The sequence below is a fragment of the Maribacter aquimaris genome (assembly GCF_014596745.1).
Taxonomy (GTDB): domain Bacteria; phylum Bacteroidota; class Bacteroidia; order Flavobacteriales; family Flavobacteriaceae; genus Maribacter_A; species Maribacter_A aquimaris.
On the sequence record NZ_JABTCF010000007.1, the window covers coordinates 172514 to 194937 of the forward strand.

General features: G+C 36.3%; 16 protein-coding genes and 1 pseudogene. 5 read left to right on the plus strand and 12 right to left on the minus strand.

All coding sequences use genetic code 11. The annotated features are described in order from the left end of the window. The first annotated feature begins 123 nt into the window (after window positions 1-123). The 5 genes from HPE56_RS12515 to HPE56_RS12535 all read left to right on the plus strand — a co-directional run bounded on the left by HPE56_RS12515 (window position 124) and on the right by HPE56_RS12535 (window position 6668). The gene (locus tag HPE56_RS12515; RefSeq protein ID WP_188244094.1) at window positions 124-1152 is read left to right on the plus strand and encodes a LacI family DNA-binding transcriptional regulator; all 1029 of its coding nucleotides are present in this window, start codon (window positions 124-126) and stop codon (window positions 1150-1152) included. Window positions 1153-1841: 689 nt separating this feature from the next. Continuing rightward, window positions 1842-2498 carry a fructose-6-phosphate aldolase gene (fsa, locus tag HPE56_RS12520; protein ID WP_188244095.1) on the plus strand — a complete coding sequence of 219 codons (657 nt, stop codon included), beginning with the start codon at window positions 1842-1844 and terminating at the stop codon, window positions 2496-2498. Window positions 2499-3032: 534 nt separating this feature from the next. Next, complete coding sequence (locus tag HPE56_RS12525) at window positions 3033-4178, plus strand: endo-1,4-beta-xylanase (protein WP_223170293.1); 1146 nt, start codon at window positions 3033-3035, stop codon at window positions 4176-4178. A gap of 27 nt (window positions 4179-4205) precedes the next feature. Further along, on the plus strand, window positions 4206-5633 hold the full coding sequence (locus tag HPE56_RS12530; protein ID WP_188244096.1) for an MFS transporter: 1428 nt from the start codon (window positions 4206-4208) through the stop codon (window positions 5631-5633). A gap of 15 nt (window positions 5634-5648) precedes the next feature. Then, window positions 5649-6668, plus strand: a complete 1020-nt coding sequence (locus HPE56_RS12535) for a glycoside hydrolase family 43 protein (RefSeq protein ID WP_188244097.1) — start codon at window positions 5649-5651, stop codon at window positions 6666-6668. Window positions 6669-6761: 93 nt separating this feature from the next. Here the strand turns inward: HPE56_RS12535 and HPE56_RS12540 are convergent, their stop codons facing one another. The 12 genes and pseudogenes from HPE56_RS12540 to HPE56_RS12595 form a co-directional block, all read right to left on the minus strand. Then, window positions 6762-7949, minus strand: a complete 1188-nt coding sequence (locus tag HPE56_RS12540) for an endo-1,4-beta-xylanase (protein WP_188244098.1) — start codon at window positions 7947-7949, stop codon at window positions 6762-6764. A 183-nt stretch (window positions 7950-8132) separates the two neighbouring features. Further along, on the minus strand, window positions 8133-8882 hold the full coding sequence (locus HPE56_RS12545; RefSeq protein ID WP_188244099.1) for a ThuA domain-containing protein: 750 nt from the start codon (window positions 8880-8882) through the stop codon (window positions 8133-8135). A 10-nt stretch (window positions 8883-8892) separates the two neighbouring features. Beyond that, on the minus strand, window positions 8893-10128 hold the full coding sequence (locus tag HPE56_RS12550; RefSeq protein WP_223170294.1) for a sugar phosphate isomerase/epimerase family protein: 1236 nt from the start codon (window positions 10126-10128) through the stop codon (window positions 8893-8895). 64 nt (window positions 10129-10192) lie between these two features. Continuing rightward, window positions 10193-11863 (minus strand): glycoside hydrolase family 43 protein, encoded by a 1671-nt coding sequence (locus tag HPE56_RS12555; protein WP_188244101.1) that lies wholly within the window; start codon window positions 11861-11863, stop codon window positions 10193-10195. A gap of 3 nt (window positions 11864-11866) precedes the next feature. Further along, on the minus strand, window positions 11867-12913 hold the full coding sequence (locus tag HPE56_RS12560; RefSeq protein WP_223170295.1) for an endo-1,4-beta-xylanase: 1047 nt from the start codon (window positions 12911-12913) through the stop codon (window positions 11867-11869). A 150-nt stretch (window positions 12914-13063) separates the two neighbouring features. Further along, entirely contained in the window at window positions 13064-13855 is a 792-nt protein-coding gene (locus tag HPE56_RS12565) for an endo-1,4-beta-xylanase (protein ID WP_223170296.1), read from the minus strand. A 47-nt stretch (window positions 13856-13902) separates the two neighbouring features. Further along, complete coding sequence (locus HPE56_RS12570) at window positions 13903-15312, minus strand: alkaline phosphatase (RefSeq protein ID WP_188244104.1); 1410 nt, start codon at window positions 15310-15312, stop codon at window positions 13903-13905. A 186-nt stretch (window positions 15313-15498) separates the two neighbouring features. Beyond that, window positions 15499-15711 (minus strand): ThuA domain-containing protein, encoded by a 213-nt coding sequence (locus HPE56_RS12575; RefSeq protein ID WP_223170297.1) that lies wholly within the window; start codon window positions 15709-15711, stop codon window positions 15499-15501. Between the two features lie 252 nt (window positions 15712-15963). Then, complete coding sequence (locus tag HPE56_RS12580; protein ID WP_188244105.1) at window positions 15964-17151, minus strand: endo-1,4-beta-xylanase; 1188 nt, start codon at window positions 17149-17151, stop codon at window positions 15964-15966. 79 nt (window positions 17152-17230) lie between these two features. After that, window positions 17231-18748, minus strand: coding sequence for a RagB/SusD family nutrient uptake outer membrane protein (locus HPE56_RS12585; protein ID WP_188244106.1), 1518 nt, complete (start codon window positions 18746-18748; stop codon window positions 17231-17233). A 39-nt stretch (window positions 18749-18787) separates the two neighbouring features. Continuing rightward, window positions 18788-21952 (minus strand): SusC/RagA family TonB-linked outer membrane protein, encoded by a 3165-nt coding sequence (locus tag HPE56_RS12590; RefSeq protein ID WP_188244107.1) that lies wholly within the window; start codon window positions 21950-21952, stop codon window positions 18788-18790. Window positions 21953-21995: 43 nt separating this feature from the next. Next, window positions 21996-22232: pseudogene (locus HPE56_RS12595) on the minus strand (fibronectin type III-like domain-contianing protein); the annotation flags it as partial. Window positions 22233-22424: the final 192 nt, after the last annotated feature.

The following is a 22424-nucleotide window of genomic DNA, read 5'->3' on the forward strand; positions in this document are numbered from 1 at the left end:
GGTCTTAAATTAATGGACCCCCCTAGATTATAGTGCAAGATAAGAAAAAATGTGTACGTACACACTAAATACTGTTATCGTACACATCATTTAATTTTCTTTTTTGGATATATTTGTAATACCATGAAGAAAAAGATAACCATCAAGGATATTGCCCGAGCGGCAAATGTTTCAATCGGAACAGTTGATCGGGTCATTCATAAAAGGGGGAAAGTTTCCGAAACTGCCTTGCAAAAGGTGAATGATGCACTAAAAGAATTGGACTACAAGCCCAATCCCTTAGCGCGAACCCTAAGGAACAATGTTGTTTACAAAATAAACATCCTTATCCCTAATCCTGCCAAGGATCCGTATTGGGTACCATGCGAGTTGGGAATAAATGCCATTATTAAAGAGTATGAGGCTTTTGATATTGAAATTTCAGTACTTCTTTTCGACCCCACTAAACCTGAATCATTCTCCCAAATCGGCAACGATTTAGTTGAGAAAGGATCGGATGCCCTCTTATTTGTGCCTTTATTCGAAAAAGAGAGTAATTTTCTACTGGAAAAACTCAATAGAAAGGGCATTCTGACCGGAACTTTCAATAGCCTGCCCAGCAAACATGTAGACCACTATGTCGGCCATGATCTTTTCTTGAGTGGTAGGGTTGCCGCCAAACTCGTTTCCGATTTTATCCAACCTTCTTCAAGAATCGGAATAATACACATCAACGAAGCCTTTAATAATGCCATTCACATGCGCCAAAAAGAAAATGGTTTTAGGGCTTATTTCAAGGACCATCATGTCGATTGTGAAATACTAACCAAAAATATAAATACGAGTAATGTTACTGAGGCACTACGAAATTTCATTTCGGAGGAAAAAGTGAACATCTTTTTCGTGACTACCTCAAAAACATACGAAGTTGCCCTTGCCTTAAAACAACTGAACAAAAAAGCAACTGTTGTAGGCTATGATCTTTTACCCGAAAATGTTTCGTGTTTACAAAACGGTGAAATTCAATTCCTAATACATCAGGCACCTAGGTTACAAGCATCCCTATCACTCAAAAGCCTTGTAGAAAAACTACTGTTCAATAAAGAGTTTCCTAAAAAACAATTATTACCCATTAACATCATCAACTCGGAAAATATAAAGAGCTACCTCTGAAAATAACCCTTCTTAATGCCCTGCCTTAACCCCCAATCCGATGGCAGCGGTTTATATGTTTTTTTGAAATGATTCAACCTTTCCCCATACATCAACTATTATCCGGAAAGTATTAATAAGCGTTTAACACCCTCCTTGTCCCTTCAAAATACGGCACCTATTGGCAAGTTTTAAATACCGGATCATTATGCCTTCACAAATCGCATCAAACAAGTCAATTTCTTATTATTTTCAAATTTAAATCCAATAATATTGAATTTTAAAGGTCATAAATTGATGATTTTATAATTATTCCCTCCGTAATCCAAATATTTACGAAAACCCTTTCGAAAATATCCACACACCAAACTATTTAACGTTACTTGTTGATTTACTGCTTTTTATACAAGTCACTTAATCCGTGACCTGGATTCAAAAGACAACAACATTACCAATGGGTATGTTAAAAATGGAAGAGTTCATTATTATAAGAATAATTTTGAAGGAATGATTTTCAATAATTACCCGATTGTATTCGGAAAATACCAGAACTATCATGGGGGCAACTTACAAATTGACATCAGCAGTTACTACAGAACCGAATCAGCTACGGCATGGTGCCCCTACAAATAAAAAGTTTTCCGAATTTCCACAGTTACAACTTTTAAATAAAATTATATATTCCATTTAACCACAGTAAAATCAAGCTTATGAAATTTTTTATAGATACCGCGAACCTAGACCAAATAAAGGAAGCCCAAGCATTGGGAGTTTTGGACGGAGTAACAACAAACCCTTCATTGATGGCCAAAGAGGGCATTACCGGGAAAGCCAACATCCTAAAGCACTATGAAGCTATCTGCGATTGTGTCGATGGTGATGTTTCGGCAGAGGTAATTTCAACCAATTTCGACGGAATGATAAAGGAAGGGGAAGAATTGGCTGCCCTCAACCCTCAAATTGTGGTTAAATTACCCATGATTGCCGATGGTGTAAAAGCCTGTAAATATTTCTCGGACAAAGGCATTAGAACCAATGTTACCTTGGTATTTTCTGCAGGACAGGCATTACTTGCCGCAAAGGCAGGTGCCACCTATGTATCCCCATTTTTGGGAAGATTGGACGATATTTCAACAGACGGTCTTAATCTTATTGCCGAAATAAGACAGATTTATGACAACTATGATTTCGACACCCAAATATTGGCAGCCTCTATCAGACACACCATGCACGTGATCAACTGCGCGAAAATCGGTTCCGATGTAATGACGGGTCCCCTTTCTTCAATTGAAGGCTTGCTTAAACACCCCTTGACCGATTCTGGTTTGGCCAAGTTTCTTGAGGATGCAAAATCGTTTGATTTGTAGATTCACTAGCCAAAAAGCATCCATACAAATACATGTCAAATCCAAAAGAACCTTCCGCTTTGCAGCCAATGTAACGGAACGTGTTCTATTGGATTTGACAATACTATAATTTCCTGTATACGACCATACACAAGACCCCGATTTTACATCAATAATGTTCAGACCGGATGGACTTTAAACTCACCTTCCTTTTCAAAGTCCCAGGACGTCAATCGAATGAACGAAATCCCCCAATCCTCAAAACACGAACACATACTTCTAAGTATAGGAAGGGACCAGATAAACATCAAAAAAACTATCGGGAATTTCATATCGGATCGATCTTCTGAACGAGTTAATAAGAAATACTGGCCTAAAAGCCCCTAAAAAAAGCAAATGCAACAAATGTATTACAGTTTGCTTCAATAATAACACCCCCAAAATTATAGTCAAAATACCTTTATAAATTCATAACGACACCTTAGGCTAATTGTTCGTTATACTTATTTTTTTGCCTTACAAAATTAAATGACCCGACTAAAATAATTTTCTATTATGACCATGACATATAAAATCCGTGTATTTCTTATTCTTTTCGTTTTAGGCTTAAGTGCTTGCCAAACCAACAATAAGGAATCAAAGAAAGATACCACCAAAGAAGAAGTCTCTATAAAGGAACATTTTAAAGGAAGCTTTTTAATAGGGGCCGCAATCAACGATAACCATATTGACAGATCGGATTCGCTTGGTATTCAACTCCTGAAAAAAGAGTTCAATTCCATTACCCCTGAAAATATAATGAAATGGATGTATGTCCACCCTGAAAAGGACTCTTATTTCTTTGACACTACAGATAAATATGTAGCCCTCGGCCAAGAGAATGGAATGTATATCGTAGGTCATAATCTGATTTGGCACAGTCAGTTGGCGGATTGGGTCAATCCTATTAAGGATAGCCTCGAAATGGCCATTATGTTAAAGGATCACATTAACACTATTGTCAGCAGATACAAAGGAAAAATCGATGCCTGGGACGTTGTAAACGAAGCCTTGAATGAGGACGGAACCTTAAGGGAATCTGTTTTTTCCAATACCATGGGCGATCGCTTCCTGGAACTGGCCTTTAAGGAAGCTGCCAAAGCCGATCCGGATGCAACACTTATATATAACGACTATAATCTTTGGAAACCCGAAAAAAGGGACGGGGTAGTTCGTTTGGTAAAAAAATTACAGGATAATGGCGCCAAAATCGATGAGGTCGGTATACAGGCACATTGGAGCTTGGAAGGCCCTTCCATTGAAGATATTGAAAATAGCATCATTGCATTTTCAGAGCTTGGTGTCAAGATTTCGTTCACCGAATTGGATGTCACGGTCTTACCCAATCCTTGGGAGTTGGACGGGGCTGCCGTTAATCAAAATTACGATGAATTTGAAGGAGATCCCAAAATGAACCCTTATCCCAACGGGTTACCGGATTCCGTTAAACTGGAACTCAGTAAACGCTACCAAGACATTTTCAATCTTTTCACAAAACATAAAGACAAGATAAGCAGGGTTACCTTCTGGGGCGTTCAAGACGGACAGTCATGGCTTAATAATTGGCCCATAAACGGCCGTACAAACTATCCGTTGTTTTTTGATAGAAATTATCAACCCAAGAAAGTGTACACGGATATTATCAGCGCTAAAAACAACTAATTGTTTATATCATATACGACCTACTAAATGGAAGATTTAAGTAATGAAAAATTATCGATAAAAGAAAAAATAGGCTATTCCTTAGGTGACCTTGCGGCCAATCTGGTATTTCAAACCTTGGTAACCTACCTATCTTACTTTTACACCGACATTTATGGGTTAAAACCAGAGCACGCAGCCATAATAACCCTAGTTGTAGGCCTAATCGCGGCATTTGCCTTTAACCCGATCGTTGGCGCCCTAGCCGATAGGACCAACTCTAAATGGGGTAAATTTAGACCGTGGATATTATGGACGGCCATTCCTCTGGGAATTGCCTCCTTACTCGCCTTTAGCACCCCAAATTTCGATTATCAGGGCAAGGTGATTTATGCCGTTGCCACCTATTCCCTATTACTGTTACTCTATGCGTCGAACAATTTACCTTACTCTGCTTTAAGCGGTGTGATAACCGGTAATATGAAGGAACGAAATAGTATTTCGGCCTATAGATTCGTTGCCGTTATGTTCGCGCAGTTCTTTGTGCAGGTATTTATGTACGACTTGATCCTAAAAGCCGGGGGCGGTGACAAAGCCATGGGCATGGAAAAAGTCATGACCTTCTTGGCCGTAATCGGTACGGTTATGCTTTTGATCACCTTCTTTACCACCAAGGAAAGGGTAATCCCTAAAATCGAACAACAATCGAGCTTAAAGGAAGATTTAGGCGATCTATTCAAAAACAAGCCTTGGATCATTATGCTGGTCACCACTACCCTAGTGTTTATAACCCTTTCCCTTAAAGGTGGCGCCTATGTCTATTACTTTGAAAACTATGTAGACAATTCCCAATTAAAATTGTTTTTAGATCCTTTAAGACCCTATTTACCCACTTTTGAAAACGAAACTTCCTTTGGTTTGGGCATCTTCAACGGAGGGGGTATTCTCTTTGGTTTGATAGGTATTATGTTATCAAAAAAATTCGCCGATAAATACGGTAAAAAAATCGTTTTTTCGACCACGCTTTTTATCTCCACACTTTTTATAATCCTTTTCTACTTTTATCCTCCAAGATCCATTGAATTAATATTCGGGACTCAAATTTTACATGGATTCTTCTATGGTATATGTACCCCTATTTTATGGACAATGATCGCCGATGTTGCCGATTACTCCGAATGGAAGAACAACAGAAGGGCCACCGCTATCATATTTTCCGCAATGATGGTAGGTCTCAAAGGGGGGTTGAGTATCGGAAGCTCACTTTTAGCCTGGATACTAAGTCTCTACGATTATGTTCCAAACAACACGACTATTGGGCAGGAGGAACATACCATAAACGGAATAAAAATGTTGGTCAGTATTTACCCGGCCATTCCTTTTTTAATCGCTATCGGTCTAATGACATTTTATGAAATAAACAAGAAAATGGAATTAAGGATTGAAGCTGATCTACGCGAAAGAAGAAACCAATAATTCAATAATATAAGTATGCCAGAAGAAAGTATTGAACATATAGATTTTGAAGCGCTTAATAAAAAAGCCATTTCAAAGCCGTTGGTAAAACATATGTATACCGCGGATCCTTCCGCACATGTCTTTGAGGGAAAAATATACATTTATCCCTCCCATGACATCGATGCAGGTATCCCATTCAATGACAACGGCGACCATTTTGCCATGGAAGACTACCATGTTATTTCCATGGATACGGTTAAAAGCGAGGCCATAGACCATGGAGAGGCCTTACATGTAAAAGACGTCCCTTGGGCCGAAAGGCAAATGTGGGCTCCGGATGCAGCCCATAAAGACGGAAAATACTATTTGTTTTTTCCGGCGAGAAACAAGTCAGGTCTATTCCAAATCGGGGTAGCCATATCCAATTCCCCCACAGGCCCCTTTAAAGCGGAACCCTTGCCTATAGAGGGCAGTTATAGCATTGACCCTGCCGTTTTTGAGGATGAGGATGGTAGCTATTACATGTATTTCGGTGGAATTTGGGGCGGACAGCTTCAAAAATATCGAAATAACGTCTATGATGAAGCGAATGAGCTGCCTAATCACTCCGAAGCGGCCCTATTACCAATAGTCGCTAAAATGACTGACGATTTATTAGGCTTTGCCGAGGAACCAAAGGGTATTGAAATCGTAGACGAAAATGGGGATTTATTGTTGGAAAGGGACAATGAAAGACGGTTTTTCGAAGCCTCATGGCTTCACAAGTACAACGGGAAATACTATTTTTCATACTCCACCGGTGACACCCATTTTATTTGCTATGCCATAGGGGACAACCCATACGGACCATTTACCTATACCGGCAAAATATTGGAACCTGTCGTCGGATGGACATCCCACCACTCTATTTGCGAAGTAGCCGGCAAATGGTATTTGTTCTACCACGATTCTAGCTTATCCAAAGGAATAACCCATTTAAGATCGGTTAAGCTTGCAGAAATAACACATCATACAGACGGTACGATAAGTACCTTAAAGCCATATTTGGATTAGTTTAATTTGGAATGGGAAAAGGAGTATTAAACAACTTAATACTCCTTTTAACTATTGTTCAACATTATTGTTTTCCCTATATAGATTTACTTGTTATTCAAGACATTCTAAAATTGCCTTTCTCGCCAATTTAGGCTGCATATTTCTATTGTACAAAAGCGGATAATTAGTCCTGTTTGGTATGGGATAGTCATTTTTCCAGGACATACCATCATGGACTCCCCAAAAAGTGACCCTATCTATTTTATCACTGTTCTTTACAAAAATTCCAAATAATTCTTTATAACGGTCAGCAAGTTCCTGTTCTACGGCTTCAGGCAAACCCTCTTTGTAGGGGTCCAAAAATGTTTCGAATTCTTCCAATTGAAACTGGGGCTCCATCATACTACGCCCTATTATCTGACCTTCCTTAGTCAGTGGCAACACATCAACATCCAGTTCCGTAATCATAACTTTAACCCCTAATGCAGCATAAGCATCGATAGCTTGTTGAATATATTCATTCTTGGGGAAATTCAACCCCCAATGCGCTTGAATTCCTATACCATCAATTCTAATTCCAGCATCTTTAAGCATCTTTATCATACGAACGATTCCATCTCTCTTTTCAGGGCGCCAAGCATTAAAATCATTATAATATAGTTCTGTATCAGGAGCATATTCACTTGCATATTTAAACGCAAGTTTAACCATCTCATCACCATCCCCTATGCGCTTTACCCATGTGGTAGATCTATAAGAGCCATCATTATCGATAACTTCGTTTACGACATCCCAAGCTTGCACTTTTCCTGCATACCGTCCCGCAACAGCTTCAATGTGTTTACGCAATTGCTCTTTTTGTTCTTCAGATGAATTGGGTTCCCCTTTTGTATTGGTAAAAAACCAAGCAGGTGTTTGATTATGCCATATCAAGGTGTGTCCAATAATAAACATGTTGTTTTTTTGACCAAAGGCAACAAACGCATCTGCTGCTGTGAAATCATAAACTCCAGGCATTGGATTTACCGTTTCAGCTTTCATACAGTTTTCTGGAGTTATGGTATTGAACTCCTTTTTTACTATTTGCCTTATTGTATGATCCTTATCCGAAACATCATCAACACTTAATGCACTTCCTGTTAAAAAGTGCTTTTTAAAAGCAGTTTTTAATCCGATATCCTGATTTTTATTTGCTTCTGGTGAAGTTGTATTTTCTATAGTCGCTTTATCATGGCATCCTATTAATACAAGTAAGGCACAAATTGCTATAGATAAATTTTTAACAGAAAGATTTTTCATATTACTGTTTTTTTTTAATAATTAAAGTGATTTTATAAGCTTTTTTGAAGTAAAACCCATCATTAAAGGAATAAGACCGACGCCTATATCATTGATTGAAAACGCTTTACAAGGTTATCAATTTACGAAGCGTAAACCATGATAAGGCATTCCCAATATTCTATAAATACTACCAAGAATAATTTATTTAGAAGCCCAGTATATGGCCCCAAAAATGTGATTCAAAAAGTTTTTGTCTTTAAATGATTCCGGTTTATGACCTAAAGCGGTGTAAAACGATCTTCCTCCATCATATTCCTGATACCAGGAAATAGGATGTTTCGTTCCCATGCCTTTTAACGGAATGTCATCATAACCCGCAGTAAAATCATAAGAAGCTTCATCAACAGTCATTAGAATAGTTAGTTTATCCAAATTCATGTTTTCAAAGTTATACCACTCATCACTACGAAGCCATTTATTTGGCAGATGCCATGTTGCCGGAAAATCATGATTCACCACTTTTACAATAGCTGCTTGTAATTTTGGATGATTCACAAATTTTGCTCCAACAAGACCATCAAACCAAGCATTATCATTCTCTCCATCTGCTGTTCCGTGTATGCCAACAAAGCCTCCGCCTCGTTTCATAAATGCTTTTAAAGCATCCATATGCTTTGTGGTCAAAAAATTGGCATTGGCGTTCATAAATATGACTACATCATATTCCAGTAAACTTTCTATAAGATCATCTGGCCTTTGTGTCCAATCAAACTTAAACTGATTTTCTACTGCCATTTCTTCAAAAGCCTGAACTGCAACAGGGATGGTATTGTAATGCCAATCATCATGTTGGGTAAACAATAAAACTCGAAACTGGTCTTGCGCGTTTGTTTTCATCATTGTAAGGACACATATAGTTAATAAAAGAGACTTCATTGTAACGGGTTTCATAATCAAACGTTTATTTTAATAATTCATAATAAATATATTCCCAAGCTAAACCAACACTAAATAAAGGCGGGAAACTATACGCTTCAACTTCAGATAGGATGTATTGAACTCCAGCTATTTCTTGATAGTTGAAAATATTCTTGAAATCTATTTTACCACTTTCGCCTAATTCCTTATAATCTTTCACATGCCAACTAATAAAACGTTTAGGATAGGTTTTAAAATAATGAACAGGATTTACACCGCCCACCTGCATCCAATATACATCCGATTGAAAATAGACATACTCAGGATTGGTGTTTTGAAGAAAATAATCATAAACGGTTACGCCTTCTACCTTTAAAAATTCATCGGCATGATTATGATACACAAACTTAAGTCCGTTCTCCTTACACAGTTTTCCGATTTTATTATAATAATTGCAATATTCCTGGAGTTCTTTAATCGTCTTAATGTTTTTTATGTTGCTATTTGAAGTAGAAAGATATTCGACACCTGCATTTTTATGGTCTTGTATCGTTTTATTCCACCACGTATGTATGGCGGTATCATCATTTTTATTTTCAGGATCGAAAAAAGTCATAGAGCCCAAAAATTCCATACCTGATTTTTCTACTACAGCCTTGAATTCCTTCGGGCTATATCCATAAAAACGACCTTCTCTATAAACAAAAGTTTCAACATAACTATAGCCCATCCTACCTAGTTGAATTAAGGTTTTTTCTGGGTTTTTAAGCATCTCTTTGTGAACAGAAACGAGCTGAATACCAATATTTTTGTCTTTAGGATTATTTTTAATGTATCTGGTTTTCCATAAACTCTTTTCATTAGTATCAAATCCTTCAACTATAACATCCGTATAATTTTGAAAGTCAAAATCAACCTTCATGGTTTTATGACCATTGAGATCTTTGTCTTGCATCGTCCAATGATTTTCTGAAGAGAACTTACCTTTCCCTATAAAAAAAGCACCTTCCGTATTATGACCTGCAGCAAAGACAGTATCGGTAACACTATCATAACCAATAATTTCATGAAGTATAGGATTGTATCGATCACTACTATCTTTTTGTAAAACCTTAACGGTGAGCGAATGATTATTGAAATTATTCAAACTACTCATCTTTATCTCTGGAAGTTTTGCAACACTATCCGTATTAGGATCCATAGCACTTATCCACTGCCCAGAATACTGTCTTAATCTATCTTTTTGAGAAGATATACTATAGTTTTCTTGGGCTTTCATATGTACCGTATTCATAATTACAACTACTAACAGCGCTATTTTCACATAAACCTTCATGTCGTAATTATTTTTGATCGTTGTTTCTAATTTCAAACCAATTAAAAGAAGCTGTATTATTACTTTCCTTACTTAAAGAAGTAGTATACATGGCGTAATAACAGCCCACAAAACCACCTGCTGTTTTTGTGCTTAAAAACGTAGCATCGACCTTTTCGGCGATAGGCCTCCAATTTTCGCTATCGCTTGAAAAATAAAAGTGATAGAACCCATTGTCCGCCATAATCTTGAGATATACTTTTTCAGAATCCATTTTTATAGTGTTCATCGTTTCAAGATCACTTCCGTCTGACTTTAATAATTGAATGACATTTTCCCCATCTTGATACGATTTGCACAAATAATAGAAGTGTTCAGCATTCTGGAAGACGACCAAACCAGCTTTCTCATTCGTTCTTGTGGTCCCAAAATCCAAGGCCGTGGAGACTTCACCCTTCAAATGGGATTGCCTAACCCCAATAAAACTTGGATTCTCCTTATTGGAACATGTTTCGGGCCGAGTCCTCAATGTTATCCCTTCGCTACCCATCGTATACCATTTAGTTAAGGGAGTTCGTAAAAAATTATATTTGAAGTTTAATTCTTCCCCTGTGAAATCATCAAAAAACAATGAGTCCCTCTTAACTTGGGTCACCTCTTTTGGAACTTTGATCTCATATCTTTTTTTGACCACTTCGCCCTGCAAATCAAAAACAGGCCAGTTATCTTTCCAAACGACCGGGGCCATGAACGTTTCCCGCCCCGTATTAAAATGGTTTCCCGAATAAGGCCTACATCCTAAAAAGACACCCCACCAATTCCCATACCCATCTTCGAAAATATCGGCATGACCGGTTGAGGTCACTGCATTTTCCCTATCCTCTGGTAAATGACGCTGGGTCAATATTGGGTTTTGGGCATAGCTTTCATATGGTCCGGTTACCGATTGACTCCTAAACACCACTTCTGAGTGGTCCTCAGCAGTACCACCCTCTGCCGCCATTAAATAATAATAACCGTTTTTCCTATAGATATGTGGACCTTCTATCCAAACAGGTTTTTTCTTAATATCGGTACCTCCATTTATTAAGATCTCGGGTTCCCCAATCACCTTCAATCCCTTAACATCAAATTCCACCATTTTAATCGTTCTATGTCCGTCGTATAAAGGGGTCTTGTCTGGAGCATCACTATTATAAATGATATATACTTTTCCATTATCATCAAAAAACAGGGAAGGGTCTATGCCTTCCACTTCAGGAATCCAAATGGGATCGGACCAGGGACCTGATGGATCGGTAGCGGTAACCACAAAATTATTCTTTCCTCCTACAATGGTGCATGTAATATAATACACCCCATGGGCATAGCGTATGGCAGGGGCAAAAACACCCTGGGAAACCTCTAGTCCACTTAAATTCAATTGTTCCGGCCTATCGAGCACATTACCGATCTGTTCCCAATTGACCAAATCATCACTTTTGAAAATAGGGATTCCAGGAAAATAGGCAAAGGTTGAATTTACCAGATAATAAGAACCCTCTACCTTACAAATACTGGGGTCTGGATAAAAACCTGCCAGAATAGGGTTTTCGTATGTTCCTACATCAAACAATTGCCCAGTAGGTTGTTCTTTCTTAGGGGAACAACTTGTGATGACAAGGTTAAGTACAAACAGTAAAACAAGCGATTTCTTCATAACTTATAGTTTTTCTTTTAATCCTTCCAAAAAACCAAAATAAGCGGGTTTAGGCTGCAGGTTCCCGTCATAGATCGTTGGCCAATCCTTGAGATTGAAAAAAGGTTTGATCCAAGTATCCCGGTCTGTAAAGTCCCAAAAGGTTATTCCGAATTGTTGCTCTTTTGGAACAATGGTACGATACATTCTTACGAGACTTCTATATTTAGCGGCCTGTGCCTGTTTCATTTCTTCCGTTAATCGATCATACACCTGTACGCCACCATTTCTGGTATCATCATGGGTATTGAAAATAATATCCACTTCGGAAAGATGGATTTGCAACCCCGTTTCAGCTGCCTTTTTGAGTGCGTTTGCAATCACCTCATCGGGAATATCCATTCGGATGTGCATTTGAAAACCAATTCCGGAAATGGGTACTCCCTTATTTCTCAAACTTTGTATTACATCGAGGGTGGCTTTCAATTTTACCGTATCCCTTTCGATATTAAAATCGTTATAAAAAAGAATGGCATCGGGATCTGCCTCATGTGCATAGGTAAAAGCCTTGGCTATATAATCCTCACCTATGGCGTTGTACCAAATTGTTTCGCGCATGGCACCCCCTGCGGATTCCAATCCTTCATTGACAACATCCCAAGCCTTTACTTTTCCTTTATATCGCCCCACATAAGTTTCAATGTATTCTTTCATAAACCCATCAAGCCATGTGCTATCGGCCAATGCCTTTTCTTCTACCCATTTGGGTGTGGAACTATGCCAAATCAAATTATGCCCGAACAATCGTTGATTATGACTTTGGGCATAATCAAGTATACTATCGATTCTACCCCAATAGTAGGCCCCTTCTTGGGGAAGGACCCTATTCATTTTCATATCACTGGCAGAAGTGATACTATTAAAATTCCTTGTCTCCAATGCCTGTAATTCAGCATCCTTTGTCAATGTTTCGATACGGATGGCCGTTCCTATGGGAAAATCGGCGTAGTCCTTCAAACCGGAATCCATATCCTGACTTAAAAGACCCTCTGAAAAAAAAGATATGGCCATAATTGCAAAAATATACCTGTAATTGAAATACTTGTTTTCCATGATAAAAATTGAAGAAAAAGCCTAAATAATTAAATTTAGGCTTTTCGAATGTTTATGTAATATTCATTTTAAAGCTTACTGTAAACCTTCCACATACCCTTGATAGGCTTACTTTTTGTTGTAATTTTCATCGAACAACAAAGGCCAATCAAGATTTCCCCAGAAGTCGATCAACCAAGACTCATTGTCCCTTAGCCCCCAAACGGTCAACGCGAACTTATTGTCCAAGGGAATGGCATTGTAGATCTGCACTACTTCTTTATACTTCGCCTTTTGGGCAGTTGCCCTCTCGTTGGTCAATGTCGTTTGATCCCCTTCGGGATTCGCTCTTATATCCAACTCAGAAAAATGGAGTTTCAATCCCCTACTGACCGTAGCATCCGCAACACTTTGGATATCTGCCGCGGAAGGACCGTTATAGGAAATATGCATTTGTGCACCCACACCATCGATAAGGTTTCCTAAATCATCAACCAAATCAAATATGGCTGTACGTTTGCTTGAACTTGCCGCAATGTTATAGTCATTGTAAAACAAGAGAACATCCGGATCAGCATCCCTAGCCCATTGAAAACACTTTCTGATATAGTCATCACCCATTTTATCCTTGAAAACAGAGCTTCTAAGTGGATTACCAGAACCATCATCTATAGCTTCGTTCACAACGTCCCATGAACGTACTTTTCCTTTGTACCGGGTTACTACCGTGGTAATATAATCCTGTACTATGGCCTCGAACTCTGCATCGGTTCCTGAAAAATCAGTGACCCAATCCGGGGTCGCATTATGCCAAATAAGGGCATGCCCATGAACATTCATGTCATTTGCCTGCGCAAAATCCACGATAGCATCCGCAGCGGAAAAATCATAGTTCCCTTCCGATGGATACATGACGTTCATTTTAATTGAGGATATTTTTAAAATATTTTTTTTCTAAAATGATTCAATTATATACCCATAAGTTTCTCTATTTTTTTTGGTAAATCTGTATTATCGAAATACTCAGAAAACTCTTCTTGACCTTTACCAATAACTCTAACAGGAATCGGTGTACCAGAATGATCGCCAGAACCCCAACTTATTCCTGCCTTTTTATTTAAAATATAGGCTGCTGTTTCTCCAATTGATTTTACCTTAGTTTTAGTTAAATAATCAGCATCTGCGTTTACTTTTTTATCTCCTTTAAACTGTTTGTTGTAAGCTGATTTTAATAAGGCTAATTCTTTATCATCTAAAGACAAAACGACATCACTGTTTCCTAAACCAAAATCTGCCTGTACTAAATCTAAAATAGTGTTAAAAGAAACTTCTGGATTACTATTTTTAAGTTCTGTCATTTTTCTTTTAAATTCTTGAACTGAAATTATTTGGTATTTCAACAATTCAGGATGTGTGGCATAATTTATCCCTGTAGATAGAGCGCCTGTTTCATGGTCTGCAGTAACTATTATTAATGTTTCATCTGGTCGTTCTTTATAAAACTCATAGGCTTCTTTAATAGCATCATTAAAAGCAAGTACTTCATGAACCATGGATACACCATCGTTTCCATGACAGGCCCAATCAATTTTACCTCCTTCTACCATCATAAAAAAACCTTTATCATTGTCAATCACTTCAATCCCTTTTTTTGTAAAATCGGCAAGAGAAAGCGCGCCTTCTTTTTTATCAATGGCCCAGTAAAATTCTCCTGAAGGATACATTTCAGGATTTATGGCAATTATTTTTTCATCACCATTTTTTAGTTTATTAAATTCCTTATGAGAATCTGCAATGGTATAGCCCTTTTTAATAGCATTTTCAAAGGAATCTGGTTGATCTCCTTTTTTTCCTTTAGGATGATGAAAGCCTCCGCCTCCAAAATAATCAATATTATAATTGGGAAGCTCCATGCTAATTTCGTAATACATATTGCGAGAATTTTGATGCGCATAAAAAGATGCTGGAGTGGCGTGATCTATCATTACACTAGATAATATACCTACTTTAAAACCTGCTTTTTTTGCTTTTTGAGATATATTTTCATACGCTATTTTTTTGTCGGGTGATTTTCCTATAATACCATTATTCGTTTTAAATCCTGTTGACATTGCTGTTGCTGCTGCACAAGATGTAGTGACATAAGAACTAGCTGAATAGTTAGTCATATTCGAGTTAACCGGAAAACTATTCATTAATAGTTTGTCAACTTTAATCTCGTTAGGTTTTGCATTTAAATACATTTCGGTAGCATAAACTTGATTTGCTCCCATACCATCTCCAATAAACAGAAATACATATTTTGCATTTTGTGTATTTTGACTATATCCAAAAGCACAAAAAAAGGCTATTGAAATTATCATAAGTTTTTTTATCATATCTTATTTATTTTTTTAATGGTATTCTAGTTATGTAGTGTTAATTATTTGTTTTGTTTTTTTGAATAAATATTTTGAAGTAAATATATCATTAGTTGAAAATTTTTGATAAAACTAAATAAGCATATTATCAAAAATATGTTGCATTGGTTCATGTAAATAGGTTCTAAAAAGTTTGTGAAAAATCTATTTATTAAATGTCCAATATATTCCACCAAAAATGTGATTCAAAAAGTTTTTATCTTTAAAAGATTCTGGTTTATGACCTAAAACGGTATAAAACGACCTTCCACCTTCATACACTTGACACCTTGAAATAGGATGCCTCTCTCCCATACCTTTTAACGGAATGCCATCATAACCAGCAGTAAAATCATAAGAAGCTTCATCAACAGTCAATAGAATATGACGGCTGCTCTAATTGTACAATCACATCATCATCGTTTGAACAAGAGCATAAAAACAACGTTGTAACGAATAATAGTATTAATTTATTTTCATGATATTTAGGTATCAATAATGTATACTCTTATTTTTTTACTTTGAAGATCGCCAATAATAGATATTCTCAATGAAGTCAACATATCTCAAGAAAGATGAATTGAAACAACTTAATTCATCTTTAGAGTTTTCTTAGTATAGATTTACTTGTTATTTAAGACTCTCTAAAACGGCCTGTCTCGCCAATTTAGGCTGCATATTTCTATTGTACAAAAGCGGGTAATTAGTCCTGTTTGGTATGGGATAGTCATTTTTCCAGGACATACCATCATGGACTCCCCAAAAAGTGACCCTATCTATTTTATCACTGTTCTCTACAAAAATTCCAAATAATTCTTTATAACGGTCAGCAAGTTCCTGTTCTACGGTTTCAGGCAAACCATCTTTGTAGGGGTCCAAAAATGTTTCGAATTCTTCCAATTGAAACTGGGGCTCCATCATACTACGCCCTATTATCTGACCTTCCTTAGTCAGTGGCAACACATCAACATCCAGTTCCGTAATCATAACTTTAACCCCTAATGCAGCATAAGCATCGATAGCTTGTTGAATATATTCATTCTTGGGGAAATTCAACCCCCAATGCGCTTGAATTCCTATACCATCAATTCTAATTCCAGCATCTTTAAGCATCTTTATCATACGAACGATTCCATCTCTCTTTTCAGGGCGCCAAGCATTAAAATCATTATAATATAGTTCTGTATCAGGAGCATATTCACTTGCATATTTAAACGCAAGTTTAACCATCTCATCACCATCCCCTATGCGCTTTACCCATGTGGTAGATCTATAAGAGCCATCATTATCGATAACTTCGTTTACGACATCCCAAGCTTGCACTTTTCCTGCATACCGTCCCGCAACAGCTTCAATGTGTTTACGCAATTGCTCTTTTTGTTCTTCAGATGAATTGGGTTCCCCTTTTGTATTGGTAAAAAACCAAGCAGGTGTTTGATTATGCCATATCAAGGTGTGTCCAATAATAAACATGTTGTTTTTTTGACCAAAGGCAACAAACGCATCTGCTGCTGTGAAATCATAAACTCCAGGCATTGGATTTACCGTTTCAGCTTTCATACAGTTTTCTGGAGTTATGGTATTGAACTCCTTTTTTACTATTTGCCTTATTGTATGATCCTTGTCCGAAACATCATCAACACTTAATGCACTTCCTGTTAAAAAGTGCTTTTTAAAAGCAGTTTTTAATCCGATATCCTGATTTTTATTTGTTCCTGGTGAAGTTGTATTTTCTATAGTCGCTTTATCATGGCATCCTATTAATACAAGTAAGGCACAAATTGCTATAGATAAATTTTTAACTGTAAATTTTTTCATATTGCTGCCTTTTCTAATAATCAAAGTAGATTTAGCCATAGCAACGATAGCTATGGCTTAATCTATTTAAGCATTATAACTAATTTATAAGTTCGTTTGTGTTAATTTCTTTTAGCGGAATTAGTAACCCCATAACTTCTGATTCACTTGTACTTAATGTAAGATCCACATCTGGTTTAAATCCAGGGTTATTATTATGTCTGCTTATTGTATTATTTAGGAAATAATCAAATCCTCTACGCCTGTTGTTATGCGCATCTTCGCCTTCGCCAATTAATTCAAAACGATATTCCATCATTATCGCATCTCTAAAGTCTTCTTTAGACCCTAAATATCCCGCTTGAGGAGTAACACCAACTCTGTTCAGTAATTCATTAACATAGCCTAATTGTTCTCCATTTTGTAATTCGTTAGAAATTTCGGACAGCATAATAAGTAATTCTCCATAACGATAAATAATGATATTCTGATTATTGTATTGATTTGTGCTCGTTGGGTCTTTTTCAGAAAACTTAAATAAAAACGGATGTGCTGCATCGTAATCAGCTCGTCCTGAATCAGCTGGGTAAACTTTAAGGATATCACCAGTGTTAGCATCTGTATACTCACTTAAATAAGTGCCGTTAATTCTAGGATCTCCAGGATATGTTGAAGCATGTAGATCATAAACATCGGCATGTACTTGAAACCAACCAAAAGCTTGTGCTGCCTTATAGTTAAGTGGGGTAAAATTTCTCCCCATTTGAGAATTTGCGGCATCTTGGCTAATTTGCAGTTCAAAAATAGACTCTGAAGAATTTTCATTAGAATCGGTAAATAAGCTACTATAATTAGGCACTAAAGCATATTTTCCATATACTTTCATAGCTTCAGTATATGCCATTTGCCAATAGTCCATTTCTGTTAATGAACCTTCTTGTAAATCTGAATTGGTAGCCATTGTCATATACAATTTTGCCAATAGCATATTAGCAGCATATTGCTTAGGATAACCATTACCACTTGCTCCATTTAATAAACTAGCGGCTTTTTTAGCATCACTAATAACTTGTGCATAAACCTCTTTCGCTGTTGATTTTGATTTATTTAAATTTTCAGAATCAGGAAGTTCTAACCATAAAGGAATATCTCCAAAAAGTCTTACTAAAGAAAAGTATGCCCATGCACGCACAAAATACGCATGACCAGCAATATCGCTAAAAAGCAATTCATCATTAGTAGAAGGATTATCAACAACTCTGATTGATTTGATTGCTGAATTTGTTTGTGCTATAACACCGTACAAACCTCCCCACATGTTTTCTGAATCACTATCATAATTTGGCTTTAGTGAAAATAAATTTGCATTATTTTTATTATTTATATTGTTTCCATTCTTATTTGTATTAAATAAACCTGAAAAACCATTGATTACAAATAAACGGCGTTCTAGCGTATTGTAATTAGTTAACCCTTGATAAATACCATCTAAAGCGGCAGACGCACTTTGTGGCGTATCATATAATGTTTCGTCTAAAAATATTGGGTCTTCATCTAAGTTACATGAACTAGATAAAAAACCAAATATCAATATTAAAATAAATTTAAAATTTTTCATGTGTTTCTGTTTTTTGTTTTTTGCAATATTCAATTGTACTTAGAAATTAATATTTAATCCTAATAATATAGTACTTGCATTTGGCGATCCATTCCAATCAACACCATTTATAAGTCCTGTATATAAAAAGTTTGAAATCTCAGGATTGTATCCGCTATAATTTGTCCAGGTTATTAAATTTTGACCTGCGATATACACATTCAAACTTTCAAAAAACGTACTGTTTTCAACAGGAAAATCATATCCAATAGTCACATTATTTAATCTTAAATAACTGCCATCTTCAATAATACGGTCTGAAATAGCAGCACGGCCATTTGTGCTAAATCCAATTCTTGGATACGTGTTTGATTGACTGTTTGGTCTCCAAGCATTATTATAGGCTGCTGGTAATATATTATTGAGTTCTCCTTCAGCATTTCCTAACTGTAATAAGTTACCGTTAGCAATATCATTACCGTAAACACCATTAAAAATGAAATTAGCTGTAAATCTTTTTAATTTGAAATTTAAATTAAAACCATAAACAAAATCTGGGTTTGGATTTCCAATAAGTGTTCTATCCGATAAATCGATATTGCCATCGTTATTTTGATCTACAATTCTTACATCACCAGGTACAGCACCTGATGTTAAATCTGTATCTTCGGTCTGATAAACCCCATTGGTTTGATAACCATAAAAAAGACTCATTTCTTCACCTTCTACAAATACATTTGCTGGTGATTTGAATATATCTCCTCGACTAATTTGATCTCCAAAGTAGAAAGACCTTTGTTGAGCAGTACCATCTATATAAAAATCTTTTAAAGGAATCCCTAAAGTTTCAATTTTAGTTTTATTGAATGCAATATTTGCGCCTATATTTATTTGAAAATCATCCGTAGAAACAGGTGCTACATTTAATGCTACTTCTAATCCTTTATTAGAAATGGTTCCTCTATTTATAAGTATAGAACTAAATCCTGAAGATGTTGGAATTGGACTACTTTGTAATAGATCCTTCGTCGTCTTATCATACAAATCAATAGAACCCGAAATCTTATTATTTTTAGTTGCAAAGTCTAAACCAAAATTTAGTTGTTCGGTCGTTTCCCAAGTCAAGTTAGGATTTGCAATATTGTTTAGCGTTAAAGGCACACTCGTTCCATTTCCAGGAGTCCCGTACTGTGATCCGTTTATTCCATAATCAGATAATGTTCCGTAAGGCGAAATACCATGATTTCCTATTTGTCCCCAGCCAGCTCTTAATTTTAAATCCTCAAAAACATTTAAGTCTTTAATAAAATTTTCATCGTCAAGTCTCCATGCCAGTGCAAATGATGGAAAAACACCATATCTGTTATCCTCTGAAAATTTTGACACCCCATCTCTACGGAAAGAGGCTGTTAATATATATTTATTATCAAATGTATAATTTATACGCCCTAATAAAGAAAAAATTTGTTGATCTGATTTTATGAATTGTAGTGGCTGTGTTATTATAGACGCTAAAAATGGCTGTTCTATAGTAAGTTCTGTTGTTACAAAATCTTCAACCGCATAAATACTATTTTCTACATTTCTAACATCATAGGTAACACCTGCAGTTGCATTTATTCTATGCTTATTATTAAATGTTCTATTGTATCTTAAAAAATTATTGATTTGATACGATGTTGCATTTAAAGTTGATATTTGCAGTGCCCCGTTTGCATTAGCACCTTGAAAAGTTGTTAGTCCGTAAAAACGTCTTCTATCTTTTGTTCTTATATCTCCTCCTGCTTGTATTTGATAGCTTAAACCTTTTACAGGAAGTTGATAAGTAAGTCCTAAAGACCCAATATATCTTTTTTCTTTAGAAAAATCAGAAAAATCATCTACCCATGATTGAGGGTTTGAAGCTTCCAAATCTCTACTAAAATCATCAATTTCTTCAGTAATTACAGGTCTAAATGAAATAACATTTTTAATAAAACTTTGTTCGGCTCCAATCAAATCTCCTGATTCTGTAAAATCGGTGCTATTAAAATACGCACTAACCCCTACTTCTAATTTTAAGTTTTCATTAAGATCTTGATTTAAATTAATTCTGAAATCACCACTTTTAAGACCCGAATTAGCAACAATCCCCTCTTGATCGTCAAACCCTGCTGATATATAATAATTTCCATTATCACTACCTCCAGCGGCAGACATTCCGACTTTAGTGCTAAACCCTTGTTGGTATAATTTATCTTGCCAATTTAAAATTTGAGCAGGACTATTTGAAACTGTTGGATTATTTGCATTATCATAAGTAACTCCAAACACCTGAGAACCATTTATTTGGTATCGTGGATTTACACCATTAAATTCATCTGCTTCAATTTGATACTTAGCATAATCAATACCATCTAAAACGTCATATTTTTTTGTGACAGTCCTAATAGAGGTTGTTATAAACGAATTGATTTTAACCTTACCTTTCTTTCCTTTCTTTGTTGTTATTAATACCACCCCATTTGCTCCCCTAGAACCATAAATAGCTGTAGCTGATGCATCTTTTAAAATTTGAATACTTTCAATATCCCTTGGATTAATCCCATTTAAACCATTTTGAGTTTCCTGACCTGAATTACCTACGCCTCCGGAAGCTATTACATCTTCTCCTGCTGAGGATATAATAACACCATCAATTACATAAAGTGGCTCATTGTTTCCCCTTAAACTATTAGTACCTCTAATCTTTACGCTAATACCAGATCCTAATGAACCTGAATTTTGAGTAACTTGAACTCCTGCTGCCTTACCCTGTAATAATTGGTCTACAGACGTTAGTTGATTAGCTACTTCAGCATCAACTTTCACTGTTGTAACAGCTCCTGTAACATCTTTTTTGAGTACCGTACCATAACCTATTACAACAACTTCATCGAGTGCCTCTGCAGACTCTTCTAAAGTAATATTTATGGTATTTTTGTTACCTACAAGTATGGTTTGCGAAAGCATACCAATGTAACTAAACACTAATTGGTCTGTTGCATTAACATTTTCAATTTGGTAGTTACCGTCAAAATCTGTGGTAACACCATTTGTCGTTCCGACAACAAGAATTGTTGCCCCTGGCAAAGGCACATCAGACTCATCTGAAACAGTACCGGTCACCGTTTTTGTTTGTGAGAAAGCACTTTGTGTACAAATCATTACCAACGCAATGACTGCCAATTTAAACTTCATTTTCATGTTAAAATAGTTTTAGTTAATAATTTAGTTAGTTGTATTTTATTTAATTTATTAGTGATATTATTTTTGTAATCACTCCACTTGTGGCGGGATCTGCAACTCCTTTAAAACCAGGTTGCTTTCCCCCAACGCTTATTTCTAATGATCCTGGTTCTACTAAAAATTCACCATCCTCACTTATTAAAGCGTAGCTTTTTGGGCTTATACTAAAGGCTACTTTTTTTGCTTCGCCAACTTTTAAATGAATCCTTTCAAAACCTACCAACGTTCTAGTAGCAGCATTTGCCTTGCCTTTGTGAAAAAATCATCACAACCGCGATAATTGCAATTTTCAATTTGGTCATCCTTGAGTTTGTTTAAGTTAATTTTAGTTTATTTAAAAGGTTGGTTTCTTTGAGGGAATTCCAGTTCCTTCAAATCACATACGTAAAAAGAAATCCGATAAAAATCAAGATCAAACCTATAAGCAAGA

Bases quoted from the DNA above. Each gene is read 5' to 3' on its own strand.
- HPE56_RS12515 (WP_188244094.1), top strand. From the start codon at position 124: ATGAAGAAAAAGATAACCATCAAGGATATTGCCCGAGCGGCAAATGTT.
- fsa (WP_188244095.1), top strand. From the start codon at position 1,842: ATGAAATTTTTTATAGATACCGCGAACCTAGACCAAATAAAGGAAGCC.
- HPE56_RS12525 (WP_223170293.1), top strand. From the start codon at position 3,033: ATGACCATGACATATAAAATCCGTGTATTTCTTATTCTTTTCGTTTTA.
- HPE56_RS12530 (WP_188244096.1), top strand. From the start codon at position 4,206: ATGGAAGATTTAAGTAATGAAAAATTATCGATAAAAGAAAAAATAGGC.
- HPE56_RS12535 (WP_188244097.1), top strand. From the start codon at position 5,649: ATGCCAGAAGAAAGTATTGAACATATAGATTTTGAAGCGCTTAATAAA.
- HPE56_RS12540 (WP_188244098.1), bottom strand. From the start codon at position 7,949: ATGAAAAATCTTTCTGTTAAAAATTTATCTATAGCAATTTGTGCCTTA.
- HPE56_RS12545 (WP_188244099.1), bottom strand. From the start codon at position 8,882: ATGAAACCCGTTACAATGAAGTCTCTTTTATTAACTATATGTGTCCTT.
- HPE56_RS12550 (WP_223170294.1), bottom strand. From the start codon at position 10,128: ATGAAAGCCCAAGAAAACTATAGTATATCTTCTCAAAAAGATAGATTA.
- HPE56_RS12555 (WP_188244101.1), bottom strand. From the start codon at position 11,863: ATGAAGAAATCGCTTGTTTTACTGTTTGTACTTAACCTTGTCATCACA.
- HPE56_RS12560 (WP_223170295.1), bottom strand. From the start codon at position 12,913: ATGGCCATATCTTTTTTTTCAGAGGGTCTTTTAAGTCAGGATATGGAT.
- HPE56_RS12565 (WP_223170296.1), bottom strand. From the start codon at position 13,855: ATGAACGTCATGTATCCATCGGAAGGGAACTATGATTTTTCCGCTGCG.
- HPE56_RS12570 (WP_188244104.1), bottom strand. From the start codon at position 15,312: ATGATAAAAAAACTTATGATAATTTCAATAGCCTTTTTTTGTGCTTTT.
- HPE56_RS12580 (WP_188244105.1), bottom strand. From the start codon at position 17,151: ATGAAAAAATTTACAGTTAAAAATTTATCTATAGCAATTTGTGCCTTA.
- HPE56_RS12585 (WP_188244106.1), bottom strand. From the start codon at position 18,748: ATGAAAAATTTTAAATTTATTTTAATATTGATATTTGGTTTTTTATCT.
- HPE56_RS12590 (WP_188244107.1), bottom strand. From the start codon at position 21,952: ATGAAAATGAAGTTTAAATTGGCAGTCATTGCGTTGGTAATGATTTGT.